The 20,774-nt window shown below is 58.5% G+C and carries 21 protein-coding genes; 4 read left to right on the forward strand and 17 right to left on the reverse strand.

Annotation, left to right across the window (positions count from 1 at the left end; translation table 11 throughout):
• Positions 1-4: 4 nt before the first annotated feature.
• The 15 genes from BUC40_RS06190 to rpmH all read right to left on the reverse strand — a co-directional run bounded on the left by BUC40_RS06190 (position 5) and on the right by rpmH (position 12,227).
• Complete coding sequence (locus tag BUC40_RS06190) at positions 5-541, reverse strand: F0F1 ATP synthase subunit delta (protein ID WP_073263624.1); 537 nt, start codon at positions 539-541, stop codon at positions 5-7.
• A 14-nt stretch (positions 542-555) separates the two neighbouring features.
• A complete protein-coding gene (locus BUC40_RS06195; RefSeq protein ID WP_070882403.1) occupies positions 556-1,026 on the reverse strand; it encodes a F0F1 ATP synthase subunit B in 471 nt (156 codons plus the stop codon).
• Positions 1,027-1,084: 58 nt separating this feature from the next.
• Complete coding sequence (atpE, locus tag BUC40_RS06200; protein WP_003097235.1) at positions 1,085-1,342, reverse strand: F0F1 ATP synthase subunit C; 258 nt, start codon at positions 1,340-1,342, stop codon at positions 1,085-1,087.
• Between the two features lie 153 nt (positions 1,343-1,495).
• Positions 1,496-2,365, reverse strand: a complete 870-nt coding sequence (gene atpB, locus BUC40_RS06205; protein ID WP_073263626.1) for a F0F1 ATP synthase subunit A — start codon at positions 2,363-2,365, stop codon at positions 1,496-1,498.
• Positions 2,366-2,396: 31 nt separating this feature from the next.
• Positions 2,397-2,789 carry a F0F1 ATP synthase subunit I gene (locus tag BUC40_RS06210; RefSeq protein WP_073263628.1) on the reverse strand — a complete coding sequence of 131 codons (393 nt, stop codon included), beginning with the start codon at positions 2,787-2,789 and terminating at the stop codon, positions 2,397-2,399.
• A gap of 158 nt (positions 2,790-2,947) precedes the next feature.
• On the reverse strand, positions 2,948-3,820 hold the full coding sequence (locus BUC40_RS06215) for a ParB/RepB/Spo0J family partition protein (protein WP_073263630.1): 873 nt from the start codon (positions 3,818-3,820) through the stop codon (positions 2,948-2,950).
• A gap of 11 nt (positions 3,821-3,831) precedes the next feature.
• A complete protein-coding gene (locus BUC40_RS06220; protein WP_073263632.1) occupies positions 3,832-4,620 on the reverse strand; it encodes a ParA family protein in 789 nt (262 codons plus the stop codon).
• 13 nt (positions 4,621-4,633) lie between these two features.
• Positions 4,634-5,278 (reverse strand): 16S rRNA (guanine(527)-N(7))-methyltransferase RsmG, encoded by a 645-nt coding sequence (gene rsmG, locus BUC40_RS06225; RefSeq protein ID WP_073263634.1) that lies wholly within the window; start codon positions 5,276-5,278, stop codon positions 4,634-4,636.
• Positions 5,278-7,170, reverse strand: coding sequence for a tRNA uridine-5-carboxymethylaminomethyl(34) synthesis enzyme MnmG (gene mnmG, locus BUC40_RS06230; RefSeq protein ID WP_073263636.1), 1,893 nt, complete (start codon positions 7,168-7,170; stop codon positions 5,278-5,280). The genes rsmG and mnmG overlap by 1 nt, the downstream gene beginning before the upstream one ends.
• Positions 7,171-7,737: 567 nt before the next feature.
• Entirely contained in the window at positions 7,738-8,193 is a 456-nt protein-coding gene (locus BUC40_RS06235) for a DUF4019 domain-containing protein (protein ID WP_139272117.1), read from the reverse strand.
• Positions 8,194-8,249: 56 nt separating this feature from the next.
• Positions 8,250-9,617 (reverse strand): tRNA uridine-5-carboxymethylaminomethyl(34) synthesis GTPase MnmE, encoded by a 1,368-nt coding sequence (gene mnmE / locus BUC40_RS06240; RefSeq protein WP_073263641.1) that lies wholly within the window; start codon positions 9,615-9,617, stop codon positions 8,250-8,252.
• Between the two features lie 75 nt (positions 9,618-9,692).
• The gene (yidC, locus tag BUC40_RS06245) at positions 9,693-11,435 is read right to left on the reverse strand and encodes a membrane protein insertase YidC (RefSeq protein WP_073263643.1); all 1,743 of its coding nucleotides are present in this window, start codon (positions 11,433-11,435) and stop codon (positions 9,693-9,695) included.
• 2 nt (positions 11,436-11,437) lie between these two features.
• Positions 11,438-11,683 carry a membrane protein insertion efficiency factor YidD gene (gene yidD / locus BUC40_RS06250; RefSeq protein ID WP_013793567.1) on the reverse strand — a complete coding sequence of 82 codons (246 nt, stop codon included), beginning with the start codon at positions 11,681-11,683 and terminating at the stop codon, positions 11,438-11,440.
• On the reverse strand, positions 11,676-12,077 hold the full coding sequence (gene rnpA, locus BUC40_RS06255; RefSeq protein WP_208605747.1) for a ribonuclease P protein component: 402 nt from the start codon (positions 12,075-12,077) through the stop codon (positions 11,676-11,678). The genes yidD and rnpA overlap by 8 nt, the downstream gene beginning before the upstream one ends.
• Positions 12,078-12,092: 15 nt before the next feature.
• The gene (gene rpmH / locus BUC40_RS06260) at positions 12,093-12,227 is read right to left on the reverse strand and encodes a 50S ribosomal protein L34 (RefSeq protein ID WP_003213577.1); all 135 of its coding nucleotides are present in this window, start codon (positions 12,225-12,227) and stop codon (positions 12,093-12,095) included.
• Positions 12,228-12,749: 522 nt separating this feature from the next.
• On the opposite strand from rpmH, the gene dnaA reads away from it, so the two are divergent.
• The 4 genes from dnaA to gyrB all read left to right on the forward strand — a co-directional run bounded on the left by dnaA (position 12,750) and on the right by gyrB (position 19,053).
• Positions 12,750-14,252: a chromosomal replication initiator protein DnaA gene (dnaA, locus tag BUC40_RS06265; RefSeq protein WP_073263915.1), complete on the forward strand. Its 1,503-nt coding sequence runs from the start codon at positions 12,750-12,752 to the stop codon at positions 14,250-14,252.
• Between the two features lie 35 nt (positions 14,253-14,287).
• Positions 14,288-15,391 carry a DNA polymerase III subunit beta gene (gene dnaN, locus BUC40_RS06270; RefSeq protein WP_073263647.1) on the forward strand — a complete coding sequence of 368 codons (1,104 nt, stop codon included), beginning with the start codon at positions 14,288-14,290 and terminating at the stop codon, positions 15,389-15,391.
• A 138-nt stretch (positions 15,392-15,529) separates the two neighbouring features.
• Complete coding sequence (recF, locus tag BUC40_RS06275; protein ID WP_073263649.1) at positions 15,530-16,639, forward strand: DNA replication/repair protein RecF; 1,110 nt, start codon at positions 15,530-15,532, stop codon at positions 16,637-16,639.
• A complete protein-coding gene (gyrB, locus tag BUC40_RS06280) occupies positions 16,636-19,053 on the forward strand; it encodes a DNA topoisomerase (ATP-hydrolyzing) subunit B (protein WP_073263651.1) in 2,418 nt (805 codons plus the stop codon). Before recF ends, gyrB begins: the two co-directional genes overlap by 4 nt.
• A gap of 87 nt (positions 19,054-19,140) precedes the next feature.
• On the opposite strand, the gene BUC40_RS06285 is transcribed toward gyrB, so the two are convergent.
• Together BUC40_RS06285 and BUC40_RS06290 are read right to left on the reverse strand one after the other, a co-directional pair.
• Positions 19,141-20,073 (reverse strand): phosphatidate cytidylyltransferase, encoded by a 933-nt coding sequence (locus BUC40_RS06285; protein WP_073263653.1) that lies wholly within the window; start codon positions 20,071-20,073, stop codon positions 19,141-19,143.
• Between the two features lies 1 nt (position 20,074).
• The gene (locus BUC40_RS06290; protein WP_073263655.1) at positions 20,075-20,695 is read right to left on the reverse strand and encodes a lysophospholipid acyltransferase family protein; all 621 of its coding nucleotides are present in this window, start codon (positions 20,693-20,695) and stop codon (positions 20,075-20,077) included.
• Positions 20,696-20,774: the final 79 nt, after the last annotated feature.

Below are 20,774 nucleotides of genomic sequence, written 5' to 3' on the forward strand. Positions count from 1 at the left end.
AAACTCAAGATTTCAATGCTTCGGCCAGCTTCGCGATTTTGCCGCGAACTGAGCCATCGATAACCAGGTCGCCGGCGCGAATCACGACACCACCAATCAAGGCGGCGTCCTCCGCAGCATGCAGGCGCACTTCCCGGCCGAGCCGTGCACTGAGAACCTTGGCGAGTTTGTCTTGCTGTTCGTCGTTCAATGCGAAGGCACTGGTCACGTCCACGTCGATCGACTTTTCCTGTTCGGCCTTGTACAGCTCGAACAGCGAGAAGATTTCCGGCAACAGGGCCAGACGATCGTTCTCAGCGACAACGTGAATGAAATTGCCTACCTGGGCATTGAACTTGTCACCACACACCTCGATGAAGGTGGTGGCCTTGTCTGTACTCGTCAAACGCGGGGCCTTGAACACGCGCTGCAGGGTGGCGTCTTGCGACACCGCCGCTGCCAGGCCGAGCATGGCTGACCAATTGGCCAGCTGCTGGTGAGCCTGGGCGTATTCGAAGGCCGCCTTGGCGTAAGGTCGGGCCAACGTGGTCAGTTCTGCCATGATCGCGCCCTCGCTTAAATTTCGGCGGCCAGTTTGGAAACCAGCTCCGCATGCGCGTTTTGGTCGATAGACGCGCCCAGGATCTTCTCGGCACCGCCAACGGCCAGAGCACCCACTTGGGCACGCAGCGCGTCTTTGATGCTGTTGATTTCCTGTTCGATCTCGGCCTGAGCCTGTGCCTTCACACGATCCGCCTCGACACGAGCCTGTTCACGGGCTTCGTCGACGATTTGGGTACCGCGTTTCTTGGCTTGCTCAATGATCTCAGCAGCCTGTGTCTTGGCTTCGCGCAGTTGTTGACCCGCTTTCTCTTGGGCCAACTCCAAATCACGAGCCGCACGACTGGCTGCATCCAGACCTTCAGCAATCTTCTTTTGACGCTCTTGCAAAGCCGCAATGACCGGAGGCCACACGAACTTCATGCAGAACAGCACGAAGATGAAGAAGGCAACGGACTGGCCAATCAGGGTTGCATTAATGTTCACGCCAACACCTCGCTCGTTCGTTGTCCATCACACCAATCAACTCGAAAAATTCGAGTGATTAGCCAGCGATTTGACCAACGAAGGGGTTCGCGAAGGTGAAGAACAGTGCGATACCGACACCGATCATGGTCACGGCGTCCAGCAGGCCGGCGACGATGAACATCTTAACTTGCAGCATCGGAACCATTTCCGGCTGACGCGCAGCGCCTTCCAGGAATTTGCCGCCCAGCAGGCCGAAGCCAATAGCGGTACCCAGAGCGCCCAGGCCAATCAGCAGAGCAACAGCGATCGCGGTCAGACCAACTACAGTTTCCATCTTTCCTCCCGACTTTTTACGTCGTATTGGTTAAGGTTTTTCTAAGGGTAAAGCGGTAAAGCAAAACCGTTACTTCCAGTGCCCTTGCGGGCGTTCCAGCCTAGGCTGGATCCATCGATAACGCCGCGCACCCGCTGGATGCACGACACGTCATCAATGGCTGTCTTCGTGCGCCATCGACAGGTAAACGATGGTCAGCATCATGAAGATGAAAGCCTGCAGCGTGATGATGATCAGGTGGAAGACTGCCCAAGCCCACTGCAGTACGCCTGCCAGTGCTGCCAACAGAATGCCGCCGCCGAACATGACCGCGATGAGGATGAAGATCAGCTCGCCGGCATACAGGTTGCCGAACAGTCGCAGGGCCAGAGAAACCGGCTTGGCGATCAGGGTGACGAATTCGAGCAGGAAGTTGACCGGAATCAGCAGGATCTTGACGAAGATGTTCTTCGCGCTGAACGGGTGCAGGGTCAGTTCGCCGAGGAAGCCGCCGATGCCCTTGACCTTGATGCTGTAGAAGATGATCAGTGCGAATACCGACAGGGCCATGCCCAGGGTCGCGTTCGGATCGGTGGTCGGAACGGCGCGGAAGAACAGGTGCTCGTCACCGGCGATCTTCGCTGCAGCCATCGGAATCCAGTCTACCGGCACCAGGTCCATCAGGTTCATCAGGAAGATCCAGACGAAGATGGTCAACGCCAGCGGCGCGATCAGCGCGTTACGGCCGTGGAAGGTGTCCTTCACGCTGCCGTCGACGAACTCGACCAGCACTTCGACGAAGTTCTGCAGACCGCCAGGCTGGCCAGAGGTAGCGCGCTTGGCAGCAGCCTTGAACAGCAGGATGAAAACCAGACCCAGCACCACAGAGATACCCAGGGTATCCAGGTGGAATGCCCAGAAGCCCATTTCTTTGGCTTCTTGAGCAGTGTGGGCGAACCCCCAGCCATTGACCGGGTGCTGACCGAAGGTCAGGTTCTGCAAGTGATGCTGGATATAACCCGAAGCGGTTTCTGCAGCTGCCATAATTCCCTCAAACGCTCTAAGGCTTTAAAAATCATCTCTTCATCAGCAAGGGTGCGAACCAGTTGACCAATTGGTTCAGCAGGAATACGCCGAACAACGCCGCCGCATCCAAAGGCTTCACACCTGCAAACACCAGTGCGAAAAGCACTGCTGTCAAAACCAGTTTCCCTGCTTCGCCAGCGTAGAACGACCTGACGATGGCCTGGGCCGCCCGCGCTCCGGAAAACCGGAATGCCTTGTGGGCGAAGTACAGATTCGGCAGCCAGGCGATCAGCCCACCGCACAAGCCGGAATATCCAGCCGTTGTGCCCCGCCAGTGCCAACAGACGGCGGCAAGAACCAACAGCACCAGCAGTTGAACCACGAGAATCGGAAACACCGGCAAACGATGGAGAGGCAGGCGTTTGGGCGTGCGGGTTTCCATCACTTTTCCTGGGTAACAATGCTCGGATATCGTTGCCAAGCTAATCAATAACTTGGCACATTTTGTGCCGCCGAAATGCGCGCAGAGTATAGGGGTGGTTCCCACCCCGTTCAACTGCTCGAAAGTCTTTTCGCACTAGTGCTGCGGGGGCAATTGTTTCAGCGGATGTGGGCTAGGACGCCCTGAAGTTCATCGAGGGAGTTGTAGCGAATGACCAGTTGACCCTTTCCCTTCTGCCCATGCTTGATCTGCACGGGAGAGCCCAGGCGCTCGGCCAGGCGCTGCTCAAGCCGGCTGATATCCGGATCGACCTTGGTGGTGGCCACTGGCCGCTCCTGGGTGTTCAGCCATTGCCGTACCAGGGCCTCGGTCTGACGCACGGTCAGGCCACGTGCGACAACGTGTCGCGCTCCTTCGGTCTGCTGTTCAGTGGGCAGTCCCAGCAATGCGCGGGCATGGCCCATCTCCAGATCACCATGAGACAGCAGGGTTTTCACTTCCTCGGGCAACGCGATCAAGCGCAACAGGTTGGTGATGGTGACCCGCGATTTGCCTACTGCTTCAGCGACCTGTTGCTGAGTCAGCTGGAACTCCTGCTGCAGGCGCTGCAGGGCCATGGCTTCCTCGATCGGATTGAGGTCTTCACGCTGGATGTTCTCGATCAGCGCCATGGCGATGGCGGCTTCATCGGGCAGCTCACGCACCAGCGCCGGGATGCGATCCAGACCGGCTTGCTGAGTGGCGCGCCAGCGGCGTTCACCGGCTACGATCTCGAAACGACCTTCACCGACTGGGCGAACCACGATGGGCTGCATCACACCATGGGTCTTGATCGACTGCGCGAGTTCTTCTAGTGCAGTGACGTCCATATCGCGGCGCGGCTGGTACTTGCCACGCTGGATCAGGTCCAGCGGCAGGTGCTGCAGCTCACGGGTATCGACCTTGACGGCTTCTTCTTCCAGGGACTCGACGCTAGAGCCCCCCAGCAGGGCGTCCAGGCCTCGTCCGAGCCCACGTTTCTTGGCAGCCATGCACAGATTCCTTATACGTTTGCGGTGTGGGCGTTCGCGCGCTGGCGGCGAACCAGTTCGCCAGCCAGCGCCAAATAGGCGATCGCGCCACGGGATTGCTTGTCGTAAACCAGCGCCGGCATGCCGAAGCTTGGCGCTTCAGCCAGTCGCACGTTACGCGGGATCACGGTTTGATAGAGCGTGTCGGGGAAATGTTCCTTGAGCTGGGCAGACACATCGCTGGTCAGGCTGATGCGTGGGTCGTACATGGTACGCAGCAGGCCTTCGATCTTCAGCGTCGGGTTGAGCAGCTTGCCGATGCGCTGGATGCTGTTGACCAGATCGCTCAAACCCTCAAGTGCGTAGTACTCGCACTGCATCGGGATGATCACGCCATCGGCTGCCACAAGAGCGTTGACCGTCAGCATCGACAGCGCCGGTGGGCAGTCGATGAGGATGTAATCGTAATTCTCACGGATCGGCGCCAGTGCATAACGCAGACGGCTTTCCTTCATCTTCATTTCCAGCAAGCCCACTTCCGCGGCGGTCAGGTCGCGGTTAGCCGGCAGCAGCTGATAGCCGCCATGCTCGGAAAACTGCATGGCCTCGACTAGGTTGCATTCACCAACGAGTACGTCGTAGATCGAGTGCTCGAGCGTCTGCTTGTCGATACCGCTGCCAGTGGTGGCGTTGCCCTGCGGGTCGAGGTCGATGAGCAGCACACGGCGTTTGGTCGCAACCAGAGACGCCGCCAGGTTGATGCAGGTCGTGGTCTTGCCCACGCCGCCTTTCTGGTTGGCGATTGCGAATACTTTAGCCATGTTGCCGTTCCCCCTAAACCGAGCGACGCAGTATCAACAGATGGCGCTGGCCTTGGCAACCGGGAACCTTGAGCACGTGGGTTGCAGTCAGGCTGAAGTCCGCTGGCAGCGCCTGCAGTTCGTCATTCGGGTGCACACCCTTCATCGCCAACCACTGGGTTTGGCCATCGCCGAGATGGCGCGTCCAGTTGGAAAAGTCCTCCAGGGAGCTGAATGCCCGCGAACAGATGCCGCTGAACGGCTGCTCGGGCGTGAACGCTTCCACGCGACTGTGGATAACTTCCAGGTTGGCCAGCTTGAGCTCGAGCTTCACCTGAGTGAGGAATCGGGTTTTCTTGCCGTTGGAATCCAGCAGGGTGAAACGCCGCTCGGGAAACAGAATCGCCAGTGGAATGCCCGGCATGCCACCGCCACTGCCGACATCTAGCCAGTTATCCCCAGCCTCGGCGACGAAGGGCACCACGCTGAGGCTGTCGAGCAGATGGCGCGAGACCATTCCATCAGGATCGCGCACGGCGGTCAGGTTGTAGGCCTTGTTCCATTTGATCAACAAGGCCAGATAGGCGAGCAGCTGTTCGTGCTGTTGCTCGGTCAACTCCACACCCAATTCACGGGCGCCTTGTTGCAATTCTTCGGCGTGGCGAGGGGTAACGGGCATCAGGCGGTCTGCTCCAACTGGCGACCAGCGCCGCGTTTCTTCAGGTGGATCAGCAACAGCGAAATCGCCGCGGGTGTAACGCCCGGGATGCGCGAAGCCTGACCCAGGGTCTGCGGCCTGGCGCTGCCGAGCTTGTGCTGGATCTCTTTGGATAAACCGGAAATCGTCGCGTAGTCGATATCCACAGGCAGCGCGGTTTCTTCACTGGCACGTAGACGAGCGATCTCGTCCTGCTGACGCTCGATGTAACCGGCGTACTTGGTCTTGATCTCGACCTGCTCGGCGACCTGCGGGTCTTCGGCACCTTCGCCAGTCACTTCGACCAGACCGGCGTAATCGATTTCCGGACGAGAGAGCAGGTTGAGCAGGTTGTATTCGTGGTTCAGCGGCGTGCCGAAGCGCTCGATGATGGCTTCGCCTTGCGGCGTATTCGGCCGTACCCAGGTGCTTTTCAGGCGCTGCTCTTCCTTGACGATGCCTTCACGTTTGGCCTCGAACGCGGCCCAACGGGTGTCGTCGACCAGGCCCAGCTCGCGGCCTTTCTCGGTCAGGCGCAGGTCAGCGTTGTCTTCACGCAGGATCAACCGATACTCGGCCCGCGAGGTGAACATGCGGTACGGCTCCTGGGTGCCCAGGGTGATCAGGTCGTCGACCAACACGCCGATGTAGGCCTCGTCGCGGCGCGGGCACCAGGCGTCTTTGCCTTGGGCGCGCAGTGCGGCGTTGGCACCGGCCAACAAGCCTTGCGCCCCGGCCTCTTCGTAACCGGTGGTGCCGTTGATCTGCCCCGCGAAGAACAGGCCGCCGATCACTTTGGTCTCGAGGCTGTACTTCAGGTCACGCGGGTCGAAGTAGTCGTACTCGATGGCGTAACCGGGGCGCACGATATGGGCGTTCTCCATACCACGGATGCTCTGCACGATCTGCAGCTGCACATCGAACGGCAGGGAGGTGGAGATGCCGTTGGGGTACAGCTCATGGGTAGTCAGGCCTTCGGGCTCGATGAATACCTGATGGCTTTCCTTGTCGGCAAAGCGGTGGATCTTGTCTTCGATCGAAGGACAGTAGCGCGGGCCCACGCCCTCGATGACCCCGGAATACATCGGCGAACGATCGAGGTTGGCGGCGATGATTTCGTGGGTGCGCGCATTGGTGTGGGTAATCCAGCAGCTCACCTGACGTGGGTGCTGCGCTTTGCTGCCCATGAAGGACATCACCGGAATCGGCGTATCACCTGGTTGCTCGGTCATTACCGAGAAATCCACAGAGCGACCATCGATGCGCGGTGGCGTACCGGTTTTCAAGCGACCCACGCGCAGCGGCAATTCACGCATGCGCTTGGCCAGAGCGTTGGAAGGGGGATCACCGGCACGACCGCCGGAGTAGTTCTGCAGACCAATGTGGATAAGTCCACCGAGGAAGGTGCCGGTAGTCAGCACGACGGAATCAGCGAAGAAGCGCAGACCCATCTGGGTAACCACGCCTTTGACTTCATCCTGCTCGACGATCAGGTCGTCAGCTGCCTGCTGAAATATCCACAGGTTGGGTTGGTTTTCCAGAATCTCGCGTACTGCCGCCTTGTACAGGATGCGGTCAGCCTGAGCACGTGTGGCACGTACTGCTGGGCCCTTGCGGCTGTTAAGTACGCGAAACTGGATGCCGCCCAGGTCGGTGGCAGTCGCCATGGCGCCGCCGAGGGCGTCGATTTCCTTGACCAGGTGGCTCTTGCCGATCCCGCCGATGGCCGGGTTGCAGCTCATCTGCCCGAGGGTTTCCACGTTATGGGTCAGCAACAGGGTTTTAACCCCCATGCGCGCCGCTGCAAGCGCAGCCTCGGTACCGGCATGACCGCCGCCGATGACGATCACTTGAAAACGGGAAGGGAAATCCACCACGCACCTCGTGCCTGTTGAGAAAGGAAGCTTTTGATCGGAAATCGAAAGGGCGGCAAGTATAGGGACTTAGACAGGTTGAAAGAAGCCTTTTGCACAAAAAATAGCCAACTGGTCATTGTCTCTAGAACACCTTCTCAGAAGCGTTCCCTTTCCCTATTCGGCGGTTCAGAAAGCTGATGATGTACGTGAGGTTAATAAAAGAAAAAAGAAGAGATCTTTTTAAAAGGCTTGTTTTTATGTTTATAAATGGTCATCTGAATTTCTGTGGATACATTGCTACAGCCCAATAAAATCAATGTGTACAGCGATGTATGAAAGCGGGATTTTCCTGGGCTACAGATGTTGGATACCGGTGGTCATCCTGTGTGTAAAAGTGGTATTTATGCACAGGGCGGTTTATCCCTAGCTTTGCCACCTGGTTATAGGCAGGGCTTATAGGTAGTTTTCCACAGGGCTTATTTAGCCTGTGAATGGATTAGCGTGGTTGATGCCGTGGCGGAATTCGCCCACACGAAGCCTCTCAACGCTTTCACGTTGAGGGCTGTGAGTAAAGAAAGGAAGGGATTACTGTGAGGCGCGGGCGCCTTGCTCGATCATCTTCTTCATGAGCGTGTCGGAATTGACGTCATAGCGAAACAGCAGAGGCTTGCCGTCCGCATTCTCCAGGTAGAAGGATTCGGTACCCTCGCCCTCAGCGAAACGAGTGTTGTACAGCAACAGGGTAAGCGTCTGCCCGGTATCGGCCTTCACGGGTGATTGGCTTACCAGCCGCGTTTCCTGCACATCGCCCAATCCCCGATTCACTACCGTCAGCAGGTCGACGAACTCCTGCTCGCTGGCATTGGCCTTTAGTCCTTGTGATGAAGCCTGGTAGATATCCGCGTAATGGCCCTGCTGCATTTTCTGATGGAATCGTTCCACGTAGTCGTTGCCGGCAATGATGAACTCATCATCACCTGCCGAGCAGCCGATCAATAGCACGCAGCCCATTGCCGTAAAGGCTTTTCCGATCCAACTCATATCAGTCCCTCAAACAAATCTGTTTTTTGTTCACAGGCCATCACCATGCAAGATCGTTACTTGCCAATGCAAAAGCTCGAGAAGATGCGCCCAAGCAAGTCATCGGAGCTGAAGGCCCCGGTGATCTCACCCAATGCCTGCTGAGCCTGGCGCAGGTCTTCGGCCAGCAGCTCGCCGGCGCCGGCCAGAGTCAATTGGGCGTGGCCGTGGTCGAGGTGGCTCTGTGTCTGATGCAACGCATCCAGGTGGCGGCGGCGAGCGCTGAAGCCGCTTTCAGCGGTCTGTTGAAAGCCCATGCAGGCCTTCAGGTGTTCACGCAGCAATTCCAGGCCCTCACTGGACTTGGCCGAGAGGGCCAGAGTGGCCTGGCCATTGGCGGCGTTGTGCAAAGCCACCGCCTCCCCGGACAGATCGACCTTGTTGCGAATCAGCGTGACGCGTGACGGATCTGGCCGTTGCTCAAGAAACTCGGGCCACAGTGCGAAGGGATCACCCGCTTCAGGCGCGGTGGAGTCGACCACCAGCAGCACACGATCGGCCTCACCTATGGCCTTCAACGCGCGTTCCACACCGATTCGCTCGACCTGGTCATTGGTATCACGTAATCCTGCGGTATCGACCACGTGCAGCGGCATGCCATCGATGTGGATATGTTCGCGCAGCACATCGCGGGTGGTGCCGGCGATGTCTGTGACGATGGCTGCTTCGCGCCCCGCCAGGGCATTGAGCAGGCTGGATTTGCCAGCATTGGGTCGGCCGGCGATGACCACAGTCATGCCATCGCGTAGCAACGCGCCCTGCCCGGCTTCGCGCAACACTGTGGATAACTGTGTGCGCACGCCTTCGAGCAGACTCAATACATGGCCATCGGCGAGAAAGTCGATCTCCTCTTCCGGGAAGTCGATAGCAGCTTCCACGTAGATACGCAGGCTGATAAGCCGCTCGGTCAGTTCATGTACACGTCGCGAGAACTCCCCCTGCAACGAACGCATGGCGTTACGCGCCGCTTCGGCGGAGCTCGCTTCGATTAGGTCAGCAATCGCCTCGGCCTGGGCCAGGTCGAGCTTGTCGTTGAGGAACGCGCGCTCGCTGAACTCACCCGGGCGTGCCTGGCGTGCGCCGAGCTCCAGGCAGCGTTGCAGAAGCATATCGAGAACCACTGGACCGCCATGGCCCTGCAGCTCTAGCACGTCTTCACCAGTAAAAGAATTGGGACCGGGAAAGAACAGCAGCAGGCCTTCGTCGATCACCTCACCCGCATCATCGTGCCAGGCGCCGTAGTGGGCATAGCGCGGCTTGGCTTCGATACCGCTCAGGGTGATGCCTATCATCCGTGCACGCGGGCCTGAGACTCTGACGATGCCCACCCCTCCACGGCCTTGAGCGGTAGCGACGGCGGCGATGGTTTCACGGGGTGCGGACATACAATTCTCCAAACGCTGGATAGCAGAACGCCCCACAAGGGGGCGTCTGTGATGTAGCTGACGAAGCTTAGTAGATCAGCTTGCGGAAGCAGCCTTGGTTTGCGCTTCGATCTTGCGGGTAATGTACCACTGCTGAGCGATGGACAGGACGTTGTTGACCACCCAGTACAGCACCAGACCCGCTGGAAACCACAGGAAGAAGAAGGTGAAAATGATCGGCATCATCTTCATCACACGAGCCTGCATGGGGTCCGGCGGCGTTGGGTTCAACTGCTGCTGGATAAACATGGTCGCGCCCATGATGATCGGCAGGATGAAGAACGGATCCTTGATCGACAGGTCGGTGATCCAGAGGATCCATGGTGCCTGACGCATTTCCACGGATTCCAGCAGGGTCCAGTACAGAGCCAGGAACACCGGCATCTGCACCAGGATCGGCAAGCAGCCGCCCAGCGGGTTGATCTTCTCTTTCTTGTACAGCTCCATCATCGCCTGGGACATCTTCTGGCGATCATCACCGAACTGTTCTTTCAGCGCCTGCAAGCGCGGCGATACGGCACGCATGCGCGCCATGGAACGGTAGCTGGCAGCCGACAGCGGGAAGAACGCGAGCTTGATGATCAGCGTCAGTACGATGATCGAGAAGCCCCAGTTACCCAGTAGGTTGTGGATATGTTCCAGCAGCCAGAAGATCGGTTCGGCGAGGAACCACAGAATGCCGTAGTCGACGGTCTTGTCTAGACCAGGCGACAGCGCAGCGAGATCCTTCTGGATCTTCGGACCGGCATACAGCGTGGTGCTGGTCTGGCCTTCGGCACCAGCGGCTACGTTCAGCGCCGGGCCAGTGAAGCCGATGATGTAGTTGCCTTGGGTGTCCTTGCGAGTCTGCACCAGGTTGGTGTCGTCTTTCGCCGGAATCCAGGCAGTCACGAAGTAGTGCTGCAGCCAGGCGACCCAGCCGCCCTGCACGGTTTCCTTGAGGTTCTGCTTGTCGATGTCTTTCATCGACACCTTGGTGTATGGCTTCTCAGGCGTCCACAGTGCAGCGCCCAGGTAGGTCGCGGTGCCGGTAGCGGTGCTCGAGGACGGGTCACCACTGTTGTCGCGCTTGAGCTGGGCGAACAGGTTGCCGGTCCAGGCGTTAGCACTCTGGTTGTCGATCAGGTAGGTAACGCCGATCTGGTAACCATTGCCGGTGATGCAACCGGTTTTCTTCTGCTCCACTTCCTTGGCCGAGCAGCTGGTGTCCAGGCCGCGGTTGAAAGTGAAACGCTTGATGTAATTGACGCCGGCGTCGCTGAACTTCAGGTCGACGACCAGTTGGTTCTGGCCATCAGCGAGCTGGTACACGCGCTGCTCACTGTTGTACAGCGGGCGACCACTGGCACGAGCATCCGGGCCGTTGGTACCGGTCAGGCCGCTCTGCGCGAGGTACAGGTGCTCACTGCCGTTATCGAACAGCTGGAACGGAACGTCCGGGCGATCCTGACGGCGCGGGTAGTGCGGCAGTTCCAGGCGAACCACGTCACCACCACGCGGGTCGATGGCCAGACTCAGAACGTCGGTTTTCACCTGAATCAGCTCATCGCTGACAGCAACGGCTTCGACCGGGCTTGGATCGGCAGCGCCGGCATTGGCCGTCGGTACGTCGTCATTGCTGGCGACGGAAGCGGTTTCCGGCAAGCTCGGTGCGGCTTTGCTGGTCGAAGCTGTCTGATTCGGCAGAGCGGCCTGGCCGTAGTCCTGGTTCCATTGGAGAACCATCATGTAGGACACGACTGCCAGGGCGACGATCAGGATCGAGCGTTTGATATCCATGATTATTCGGCCATCGAAGAGGAACGGGAGTGTTTCGCGAGGGGCACCGGATCGTAGCCTCCGGGATGCCAGGGGTGGCAGCGGCCCAGACGACGAACGGTCAGCCAGCCACCACGCAAGACGCCATGAGTTTCGATGGCTTCTAGCGCGTAGCAGGAACAAGTGGGGTAGAAACGACAATGACTGGCCATCATCGGACTGATGGCGTACTGGTAAAACCGGATTGGAGCTTGCACCAGTTTACGCATGGGGATTGTCGTTCACCCCTGTCTGGGCATCGGCCTGTTGGGCGGGTTTGCTGCGAGCCAGGCGTTTCCACAGCTTGCCGAACTGTTGAGCCAGCTCGACATTCTGCAGATCGCCCAGGCCTTTACGCGCGACTACCACGATGTCCCAGCCCACCAGGTTGTCCTGATTGAGGCGGAATGATTCGCGGATTTGGCGTTTCAGGCGGTTGCGTTCAACAGAAAGCTTGACGCTCTTCTTCCCGATCACAAGACCTAGGCGTGAATGATCAAGCTCATTGTTGCGCGCAAGCAGCAGGACACTCTTGCCCGGCGCTTTGCCGCTAGGAGAGTCGAAGACTGCCTTGAATTGCCGGGGAGTGAGCAGGCGCTTCTCCCGGCCGAAGCCTCGACTCACCACAAGACTGGAAAATCAGACTGCGAGGCGAGCACGGCCCTTGGCGCGACGACGCGACAGGACGGCACGGCCGTTCTTGGTAGCCATGCGAGCACGGAAGCCGTGGGTACGAGCGCGTTTGATGGTGCTGGGTTGGAAAGTGCGTTTCATGATGCGGTTACCTGGTTGTCGACAACGGACCGGAATGGTCCCCGTTTTAAGAGACCGGCGATTCTAGAGAAAGCCGCAGGCCAGGTCAATTTCCAACCAGTTGTTTTGCAGATAGATAAATATAAAGGAAAGAATGTTTTTAGAAAGGCTTGTTATGTTTCTTATAAATGGTCGCGCGGGTTTCTGTGGATAAGTTCCTAGAGCGCAATGGCCATGATGCTTTCAGCGAGGAAAAACTCTGTCAGAAACCGGTGCTGCGCATGTTCGCTTGCTGGGCATCGCCTGGGGACTGATCGGCGATTTACCCACAGGGCAGATATCCCATGGCTTTTCCCCTGGCTTTTACACGGTGCTCAATAGGCTTTATCCACAGGCTTTAAATGCACGCTATCCGACATGTGGCAAATTGCCTAACACCTTGATTTCTCATGTACTGATTGGTCTTCCTATGTGGATAACTACACCTCTTGAAGCTACAATAGGCGCTGTTTTTGCCTCAGCGCTTTCAATCAGGGGATGTCCGTGTCCGTGGAACTTTGGCAGCAGTGCGTGGAACTCCTGCGCGACGAACTGCCTGCCCAGCAATTCAACACCTGGATCCGTCCACTACAGGTAGAAGCCGAAGGCGATGAGCTGCGTGTGTACGCGCCCAATCGTTTCGTTCTCGACTGGGTCAATGAAAAGTACATGGGGCGCATGCTTGAGTTGCTCGGTGAACGTGCGACTGGTCTGGTGCCAGCCATATCGCTACTGATCGGTAGTCGCCGCAGCTCCGCGCCTCGCGCAGTACTGACGCCCTCACCTTCCGTTTCCAGCTACAACAACCCAGCGCCGTCTGCGCCTGCCGCTCCTACGCCTGCACCTCAGGTCAGCGCACCGCCGCCGAAGCTGCCGGTACAAGCCGAACCTTCTCGGGCGAGCTTCGATTCCATGGCAGGTGCTGCGTCCAGCGTCGCGCCGTCTCGCGGTGAGCGTAACGTGCAGGTAGAAGGTGGCCTCAAGCACACCAGTTACCTGAACCGTACCTTTACCTTCGACAACTTTGTTGAGGGCAAATCGAACCAGCTCGCTCGCGCTGCTGCCTGGCAGGTCGCCGATAACCCCAAGCACGGTTATAACCCGCTGTTCCTTTATGGTGGCGTCGGCCTTGGTAAGACGCACTTGATGCACGCGGTGGGTAACCATCTGCTGGCCAAGAATCCGAATGCCAAGGTCGTTTACCTGCACTCCGAGCGTTTCGTGGCCGACATGGTCAAGGCGCTGCAGCTCAATGCCATCAACGAATTCAAGCGCTTCTACCGCTCGGTGGATGCGCTACTGATCGATGACATTCAGTTTTTCGCTAAGAAAGAGCGTTCCCAGGAAGAGTTTTTCCATACCTTCAACGCATTGCTCGAAGGTGGCCAGCAGGTGATTCTTACCAGCGACCGCTACCCGAAAGAAATCGAAGGCCTGGAAGAGCGCTTGAAGTCGCGCTTTGGCTGGGGCCTGACGGTTGCGGTCGAGCCGCCTGAGCTGGAAACCCGTGTGGCGATCCTGATGAAGAAGGCCGACCAGGCCAGGGTCGATCTGCCGCACGACGCCGCGTTCTTCATTGCTCAGCGCATCCGCTCCAACGTGCGTGAGCTAGAAGGTGCCTTGAAGCGGGTGATCGCACACTCGCACTTCATGGGGCGTGATATCACCATCGAGCTGATTCGTGAGTCCCTTAAGGACTTGCTGGCTCTGCAGGATAAGCTCGTCAGTATCGACAACATTCAGCGCACCACGGCTGAGTACTACAAGATCAAGATCACCGATCTGTTGTCCAAACGTCGTTCGCGTTCCATCGCCAGGCCGCGTCAAGTGGCGATGGCGTTGTCCAAGGAATTGACCAACCACAGCCTGCCGGAAATCGGCGTGTCGTTCGGCGGTCGCGATCACACCACTGTGTTGCACGCCTGTCGTAAGATTGCTGAACTTAGGGGATCCGACGCGGACATCCGCGAGGATTACAAGAACCTGCTGCGTACACTGACCACTTGATACGCAACTCCATGCACGAGGCAAGGGACTAGACCATGCACTTCACCATTCAACGCGAAGCCCTGTTGAAACCCCTGCAACTGGTCGCCGGCGTCGTGGAACGCCGCCAGACCTTGCCGGTTCTGTCCAACGTACTGTTGGTCGTCGAAGGCCAGCAGCTGTCGCTGACCGGTACCGACCTGGAGGTCGAGCTGGTTGGTCGCGTGGCACTGGAAGATGCCGCCGAGCCTGGTGAGATCACCGTGCCGGCGCGCAAGCTGATGGACATCTGCAAGAGCCTGCCTAGTGATGCGCTGATCGACATTCGCGTCGACGAGCAAAAGCTGCTGGTCAAAGCTGGTCGTAGCCGTTTCACCCTGTCCACTCTGCCTGCCAACGACTTCCCTACCGTCGAAGAAGGCCCGGGTTCGCTGACCTTCAATCTGGTGCAAAGCAAGCTGCGCCGTTTGATCGAACGCACCAGCTTCGCCATGGCTCAGCAAGATGTTCGTTACTACCTCAACGGCATGCTGATTGAAGTGCAGACCGGCATCCTGCGTGCGGTCGCCACCGATGGCCACCGCCTGGCGATGTGCTCCATGGAAGCTGCCATCCAGCATGAAGGCAAGCACCAGGTCATCGTGCCGCGTAAAGGTATTCTTGAACTGGCGCGCCTGCTGACCGAGCAGGATGGTGAAGTGTCCATCGTTCTGGGCCAGCACCACATCCGTGCGACCACTGGCGAATTCACCTTCACCTCGAAACTGGTTGACGGTAAGTTTCCGGATTACGAGCGTGTGCTGCCGCGTGGTGGTGACAAGCTGGTCGTCGCCGACCGCCAGGGCCTGCGTGAAGCCTTCAGCCGTACTGCCATTCTGTCGAATGAAAAGTACCGCGGTATTCGCCTGCAACTGGCTGCTGGCCTGCTGAAAATCCAGGCTAACAACCCGGAGCAGGAAGAAGCCGAAGAAGAAATCGCGGTCGACTATAACGGCAGCGCGCTGGAAATCGGTTTCAACGTCAGCTACCTGCTCGACGTGCTGGGTGTGATGACCACCGAACAGGTGCGTCTTATCCTCTCCGACTCCAACAGCAGTGCGCTGGTACAGGAAGCTGACAATGATGACTCCGCTTATGTCGTCATGCCGATGCGCCTATAATTTCAGCTGCTGAATCAGGCAGCTACCCAGCGTCAGATAATCAGCCTTGGTATGTTCGGATGCAGTTCTAATCCGTAACATCCAAGGCTGATTTCGTTTAAGGCAGTTGATACTTCTGCCCTCCTCTCCGGCCAGTTCATGTCTCTGACTCGTATCAATTTCACTGCCGTCCGTAACCTTCAGCCATCGACGCTGCTGCCCTCGCCGCGCATCAATATTCTTTATGGCGCAAACGGCAGCGGCAAAACCAGCGTGCTCGAAGGTATTCATCTGCTCGGTCTTGCCCGCTCGTTTCGGAGCGCTCGCTTGCTGCCGGTCATTCAGTACGAGCAGCAGACCTGCACGCTGTTCGGTCAGGTGAGTCTCGCGGACGGCCGGCAGAGTAATCTGGGTGTTTCACGGGATCGTCAGGGCGATTTTCAGATTCGTATCGACGGGCAGAATGCGCGCAGTGCAGCTCAGCTTGCCGAAACCCTACCGCTGCAGCTGATCAACCCAGACAGCTTTCGCCTGCTGGAAGGCTCACCGAAAATCCGTCGGCAGTTTCTCGATTGGGGTGTGTTCCACGTGGAACCTCGTTTCTTGCCCGCCTGGCAGCGCTTGCAGAAGGCCCTCAAGCAGCGGAACTCGTGGCTGCGCCGTGGTACACTTGACGCCGTTTCTCAAGCGGCCTGGGATCGTGAGTTGTGCCTGGCCAGCGACGAAATTGACGGTTATCGGCGGTCCTATATACAGCAACTCAAGCCAGTATTTGAGCAAACCTTGAGCGAGTTGGTTGCGCTTGAAGGGCTGACGCTGAGCTACTACCGGGGATGGGATAAAGAACGTCCCCTCAGTGAAGTGCTCACGTCATCGCTGTTGCGTGATCAGCAGATCGGGCATACCCAATCTGGCCCGCAACGAGCAGACCTCAGGCTGAGGCTTGGCGCGCACAACGCAGCGGACATATTGTCCCGTGGCCAACAGAAGTTGGTGGTGTGTGCCCTGCGGATCGCTCAGGGGCATTTGGTTGATCAGGCAAAGCGTGGGCAGTGCATCTATCTGGTGGATGACTTGCCGTCAGAACTGGATGAGCAGCATCGCCGCGCATTGTGCCGTTTGTTGGAAGATTTGAACTGCCAGGTATTCATCACCTGCGTAGACCATGAATTGTTGAGCGATGGCTGGCAAACGGATACGCCGGTTTCCATGTTCCACGTGGAACATGGACGTATCACCCAGACCTCGACCACCAGGAGTGAAGCATGAGCGAAAACCAAACGTACGACTCCAATAACATTAAGGTCCTCAAGGGCCTGGATGCCGTACGCAAGCGGCCTGGCATGTACATCGGCGACACCGATGATGGCAGCGGTCTGCACCATATGGTCTTCGAGGTGGTCGATAACTCTATCGACGAAGCCCTGGCGGGGCATTGCAGCGAGATCACCATCACTATCCACCCGGATGAGTCGATAAGTGTTCGCGACAATGGTCGTGGTATTCCGGTCGATATCCACAAGGAAGAAGGCGTCTCTGCTGCCGAGGTCATCATGACCGTGCTGCACGCCGGTGGTAAGTTCGACGACAACAGCTACAAGGTGTCCGGCGGCCTGCACGGCGTGGGTGTTTCGGTGGTCAACGCGCTCTCCAAAGAGCTGGTACTGACCATCCGCCGTAGCGGCAAGATCTGGGAACAGACCTACGTCCACGGTGTGCCGCAAGCGCCGATCGCCGCGGTTGGTGACAGCGATACCACGGGTACGCAGATCCACTTCAAACCTTCCGCAGACACCTTCGCCAATATTCACTTCAGCTGGGACATCCTGGCCAAGCGCCTGCGCGAGCTGTCGTTCCTCAACTCTGGCGTCGGCATCCTCCTGAAGGACGAGCGCACCGCCAAAGAAGAGCTGTTCAAGTATGAAGGAGGCCTGCGCGCATTCGTTGAGTACCTAAACGTCAACAAGACCGCCGTGAACCAGGTCTTCCACTTCTCCGTACAACGTGATGACGGCGTAGGTGTGGAAGTTGCTCTGCAGTGGAACGACAGCTTCAACGAGAACCTGCTGTGCTTCACCAACAACATTCCTCAGCGTGACGGTGGTACCCACCTCGCGGGCTTCCGTTCAGCGCTGACGCGTAACCTGAACAACTACATCGAGCAGGAAGGTCTGGCCAAGAAGCACAAGGTCGCGACTACCGGTGACGACGCCCGTGAAGGCTTGACCGCGATCATCTCGGTCAAGGTTCCGGACCCAAAATTCAGCTCGCAGACCAAAGACAAGCTGGTCTCCTCCGAAGTTAAAACTGCGGTCGAGCAGGAAATGGGCAAGTTCTTCTCTGACTTCCTGCTCGAGCATCCGAACGAAGCCAAGCTGATCGTCGGCAAGATGATCGACGCCGCGCGTGCCCGTGAAGCAGCGCGTAAAGCCCGTGAGATGACTCGCCGTAAAGGTGCGCTGGATATCGCAGGCCTGCCAGGAAAACTGGCTGACTGCCAGGAGAAGGATCCTGCCCTCTCCGAACTGTACATAGTGGAGGGTGACTCCGCGGGCGGTTCTGCCAAGCAGGGCCGTAACCGCAAAACCCAGGCGATCCTGCCGCTCAAGGGCAAGATCCTCAACGTCGAGCGTGCGCGTTTCGACCGCATGATTTCCTCTCAGGAAGTCGGCACGCTGATCACCGCCTTGGGCTGTGGCATCGGCCGCGAGGAATACAACATCGACAAGCTGCGTTACCACAACATCATCATCATGACCGATGCTGACGTCGACGGTTCGCACATCCGCACCCTGCTGCTGACCTTCTTCTTCCGTCAGCTGCCAGAGTTGGTCGAGCGCGGCTACATCTACATCGCCCAGCCGCCGCTGTACAAGGTCAAGAAGGGCAAGCAGGAGCAGTACATCAAGGACGACGAGGCCATGGAGGAATACATGACCCAATCGGCTCTGGAAGACGCCAGCCTGCACGTCAACGAAGCCGCTCCAGGCCTGTCGGGCACTGCCCTGCAGGAGTTGGTCGGTGATTACCGTACCGTGATGAAGACCCTCAAGCGTCTGTCGCGTCTGTACCCGATGGAGCTCACCGAGCACTTCGTGTACCTGCCGGGCGTCAGCACCGAGCAGATGGCCAACAAGGCCGAGATGGAAAGCTGGCTTGCCCTGTTCGACGCCCGTCTGAAAACCATGGAAAAGTCTGGCCTGGTCTACAAGACCAGCCTGCGTGAAGACACCGAGCGCCACCTGTGGCTGCCAGAGGTCGAGCTGATCTCCCACGGCAACTCCAGCTACATCACCTTCAACCGTGATTTCTTCACCAGCAACGATTACAAGACCGTCACCAGCCTGGGCGACCAGCTGAACAGTCTGCTGGAAGAAGGCGCCTACGTGCAGCGTGGCGAGCGCAAGAAGCCGGTGACTACCTTCAAGGACGCCCTGAACTGGCTGATGACCGAAAGCACCAAGCGCCACAGCATCCAACGATACAAAGGTCTTGGCGAGATGAACCCGGATCAGTTGTGGGAAACCACTATGGATCCTGAGGTTCGTCGCATGCTCAAGGTGCGCATCGAAGACGCCATCGCCGCGGATCAGATCTTCAACACCCTGATGGGCGACGAAGTCGAACCGCGCCGTGACTTTATCGAGACCAACGCCCTGGCGGTGTCCAACCTCGACGTCTGATGCGCGCGTTGCGCACCTGTTCAAGGTGCACAAAAAAACCGGCTTAGGCCGGGTTTTTTATTGCCAATCGATTGGCCGGTGGGCTGATCACGCCCACCAGTACCGCACCATATGGAAGAACACCGGGGCGGCGAAGCACACCGAATCGAGGCGGTCGAGCATGCCACCGTGGCCTTCGATCATATGGCCCCAATCCTTCACGCCGCGATCGCGTTTAATCGCCGACATCACCAGGCCGCCGGCGAAGCCGAGCAGGCATACCAGCAAGGCGAACAGGCCTGCCTGCCAAAAGGCGAATGGGGTGATCCAGTACAGCGAGGCGCCGATCAGGGTGGCCAGCGCCACGCCACCAAAGAAGCCCTCGACGGTCTTCGATGGCGACAGGTTGGGCGCGATCTTGCGTTTACCGGCCAGCTTGCCGCACACGTACTGCAGTACGTCGGAGATCTGCACGACGATCACCAGCCAGGCGATCAGCAGCAGGTTGCGGCCCTCGTAACCGGGGATGTCCAGGGTCAGCAGCGCCGGTACGGTGGAGATGCAGTACACCGCGATCATCAGGCCCCACTGCACCTTGGAGGTACGCTCGAGGAAGCGCGTGGTATCTCCGCCCAGAGACGAGAGAATCGGCAGCAGCAGGAACACATAAACCGGAATGAAGATGGCGAACAGGCCATACCAGCCGATGCCGATCAGCAGATACTGCATGGGCAGCGCGAAGTAGAAGGCGGCAACCAGTGCCGGGTAGTCGCTGCGGCGGGTGGGCGTCAGCGTCATGAATTCGCGCAGGGCGTAGAACGACACGCAGTAGAACAGCACCACTACACCGATGTTGCCGAACAGAAAGGCGAAGCCGATCACCAGCACCATTACCCACCAGGCATTGATGCGTGCGTTGAGGTTGTCGATGACCGAATGCTGGCCGGGGCCGGCGCGCAGTTTCAGCAACCAGCCGATCAGGCTGGCGAGGAGCAGGATGCCGCCAATGCCGGCGAACAACAGCAAGGTATTGCGATCCATCTCAAACCTCCTCGGGAGCCAGGGCCAGCAGGGCATCGCGGGCGCGTTCGAGGAAGGCGTCTTTGCCCTCCTCCTCGCCCATGCCTAGCGGCGCGCCGAAATTCAGGGTGCACAGCAGCGGCAGCGGCAGTGCTCGGCCCTTGGGCATCACCCGGTTGAGGTTGGCGATCCACACCGGGATCACCTCCACATCCGGGCGTGCCTTGGCCAGGTGATAGAGGCCGGCCTTGAACGGCAGCAAGTCGTCTTCCAGGTTGCGAGTGCCTTCCGGAAAGACGATCAGCGAGTCGCCCTCGCCAAGCGCATCGAGCATTGCCTGCAACGGGTTGGCGTTGGGATCGCTGCGCTGGCGGTCAACCAGCACGCCGTTGAACACCTTCTGGATCAGGAAGCTGCGCAGCGTGCCCTTCATCCAGTAATCGGAGCCGGCCACTGGACGGGTGCGTTTGCGCAGCTCCGCGGGCAGCGACGCCCAGAGCAGCACGAAGTCGCCGTGGCTGCTGTGGTTGGCGTAATAGATACGTTGCATCGGCTGCGCAGTGCTACCGAGCCACAAGGCGCGGGCACCGGTGAGCAGCCGCGCACCGGAGGTGATGAGAAATGCGATTAGTGACGCAAGCATGGACGGCTCCTTTTATAAGGCCGTTCAAAAACGTGTCCGAGGCAGCCAGCGCAAGGCAAAAACAGTCGAAAAAGCGGAG

It is taken from the genome of Phytopseudomonas punonensis, from assembly GCF_900142655.1.
GTDB classification, from domain to species: Bacteria; Pseudomonadota; Gammaproteobacteria; order Pseudomonadales; family Pseudomonadaceae; genus Aquipseudomonas; species Aquipseudomonas punonensis.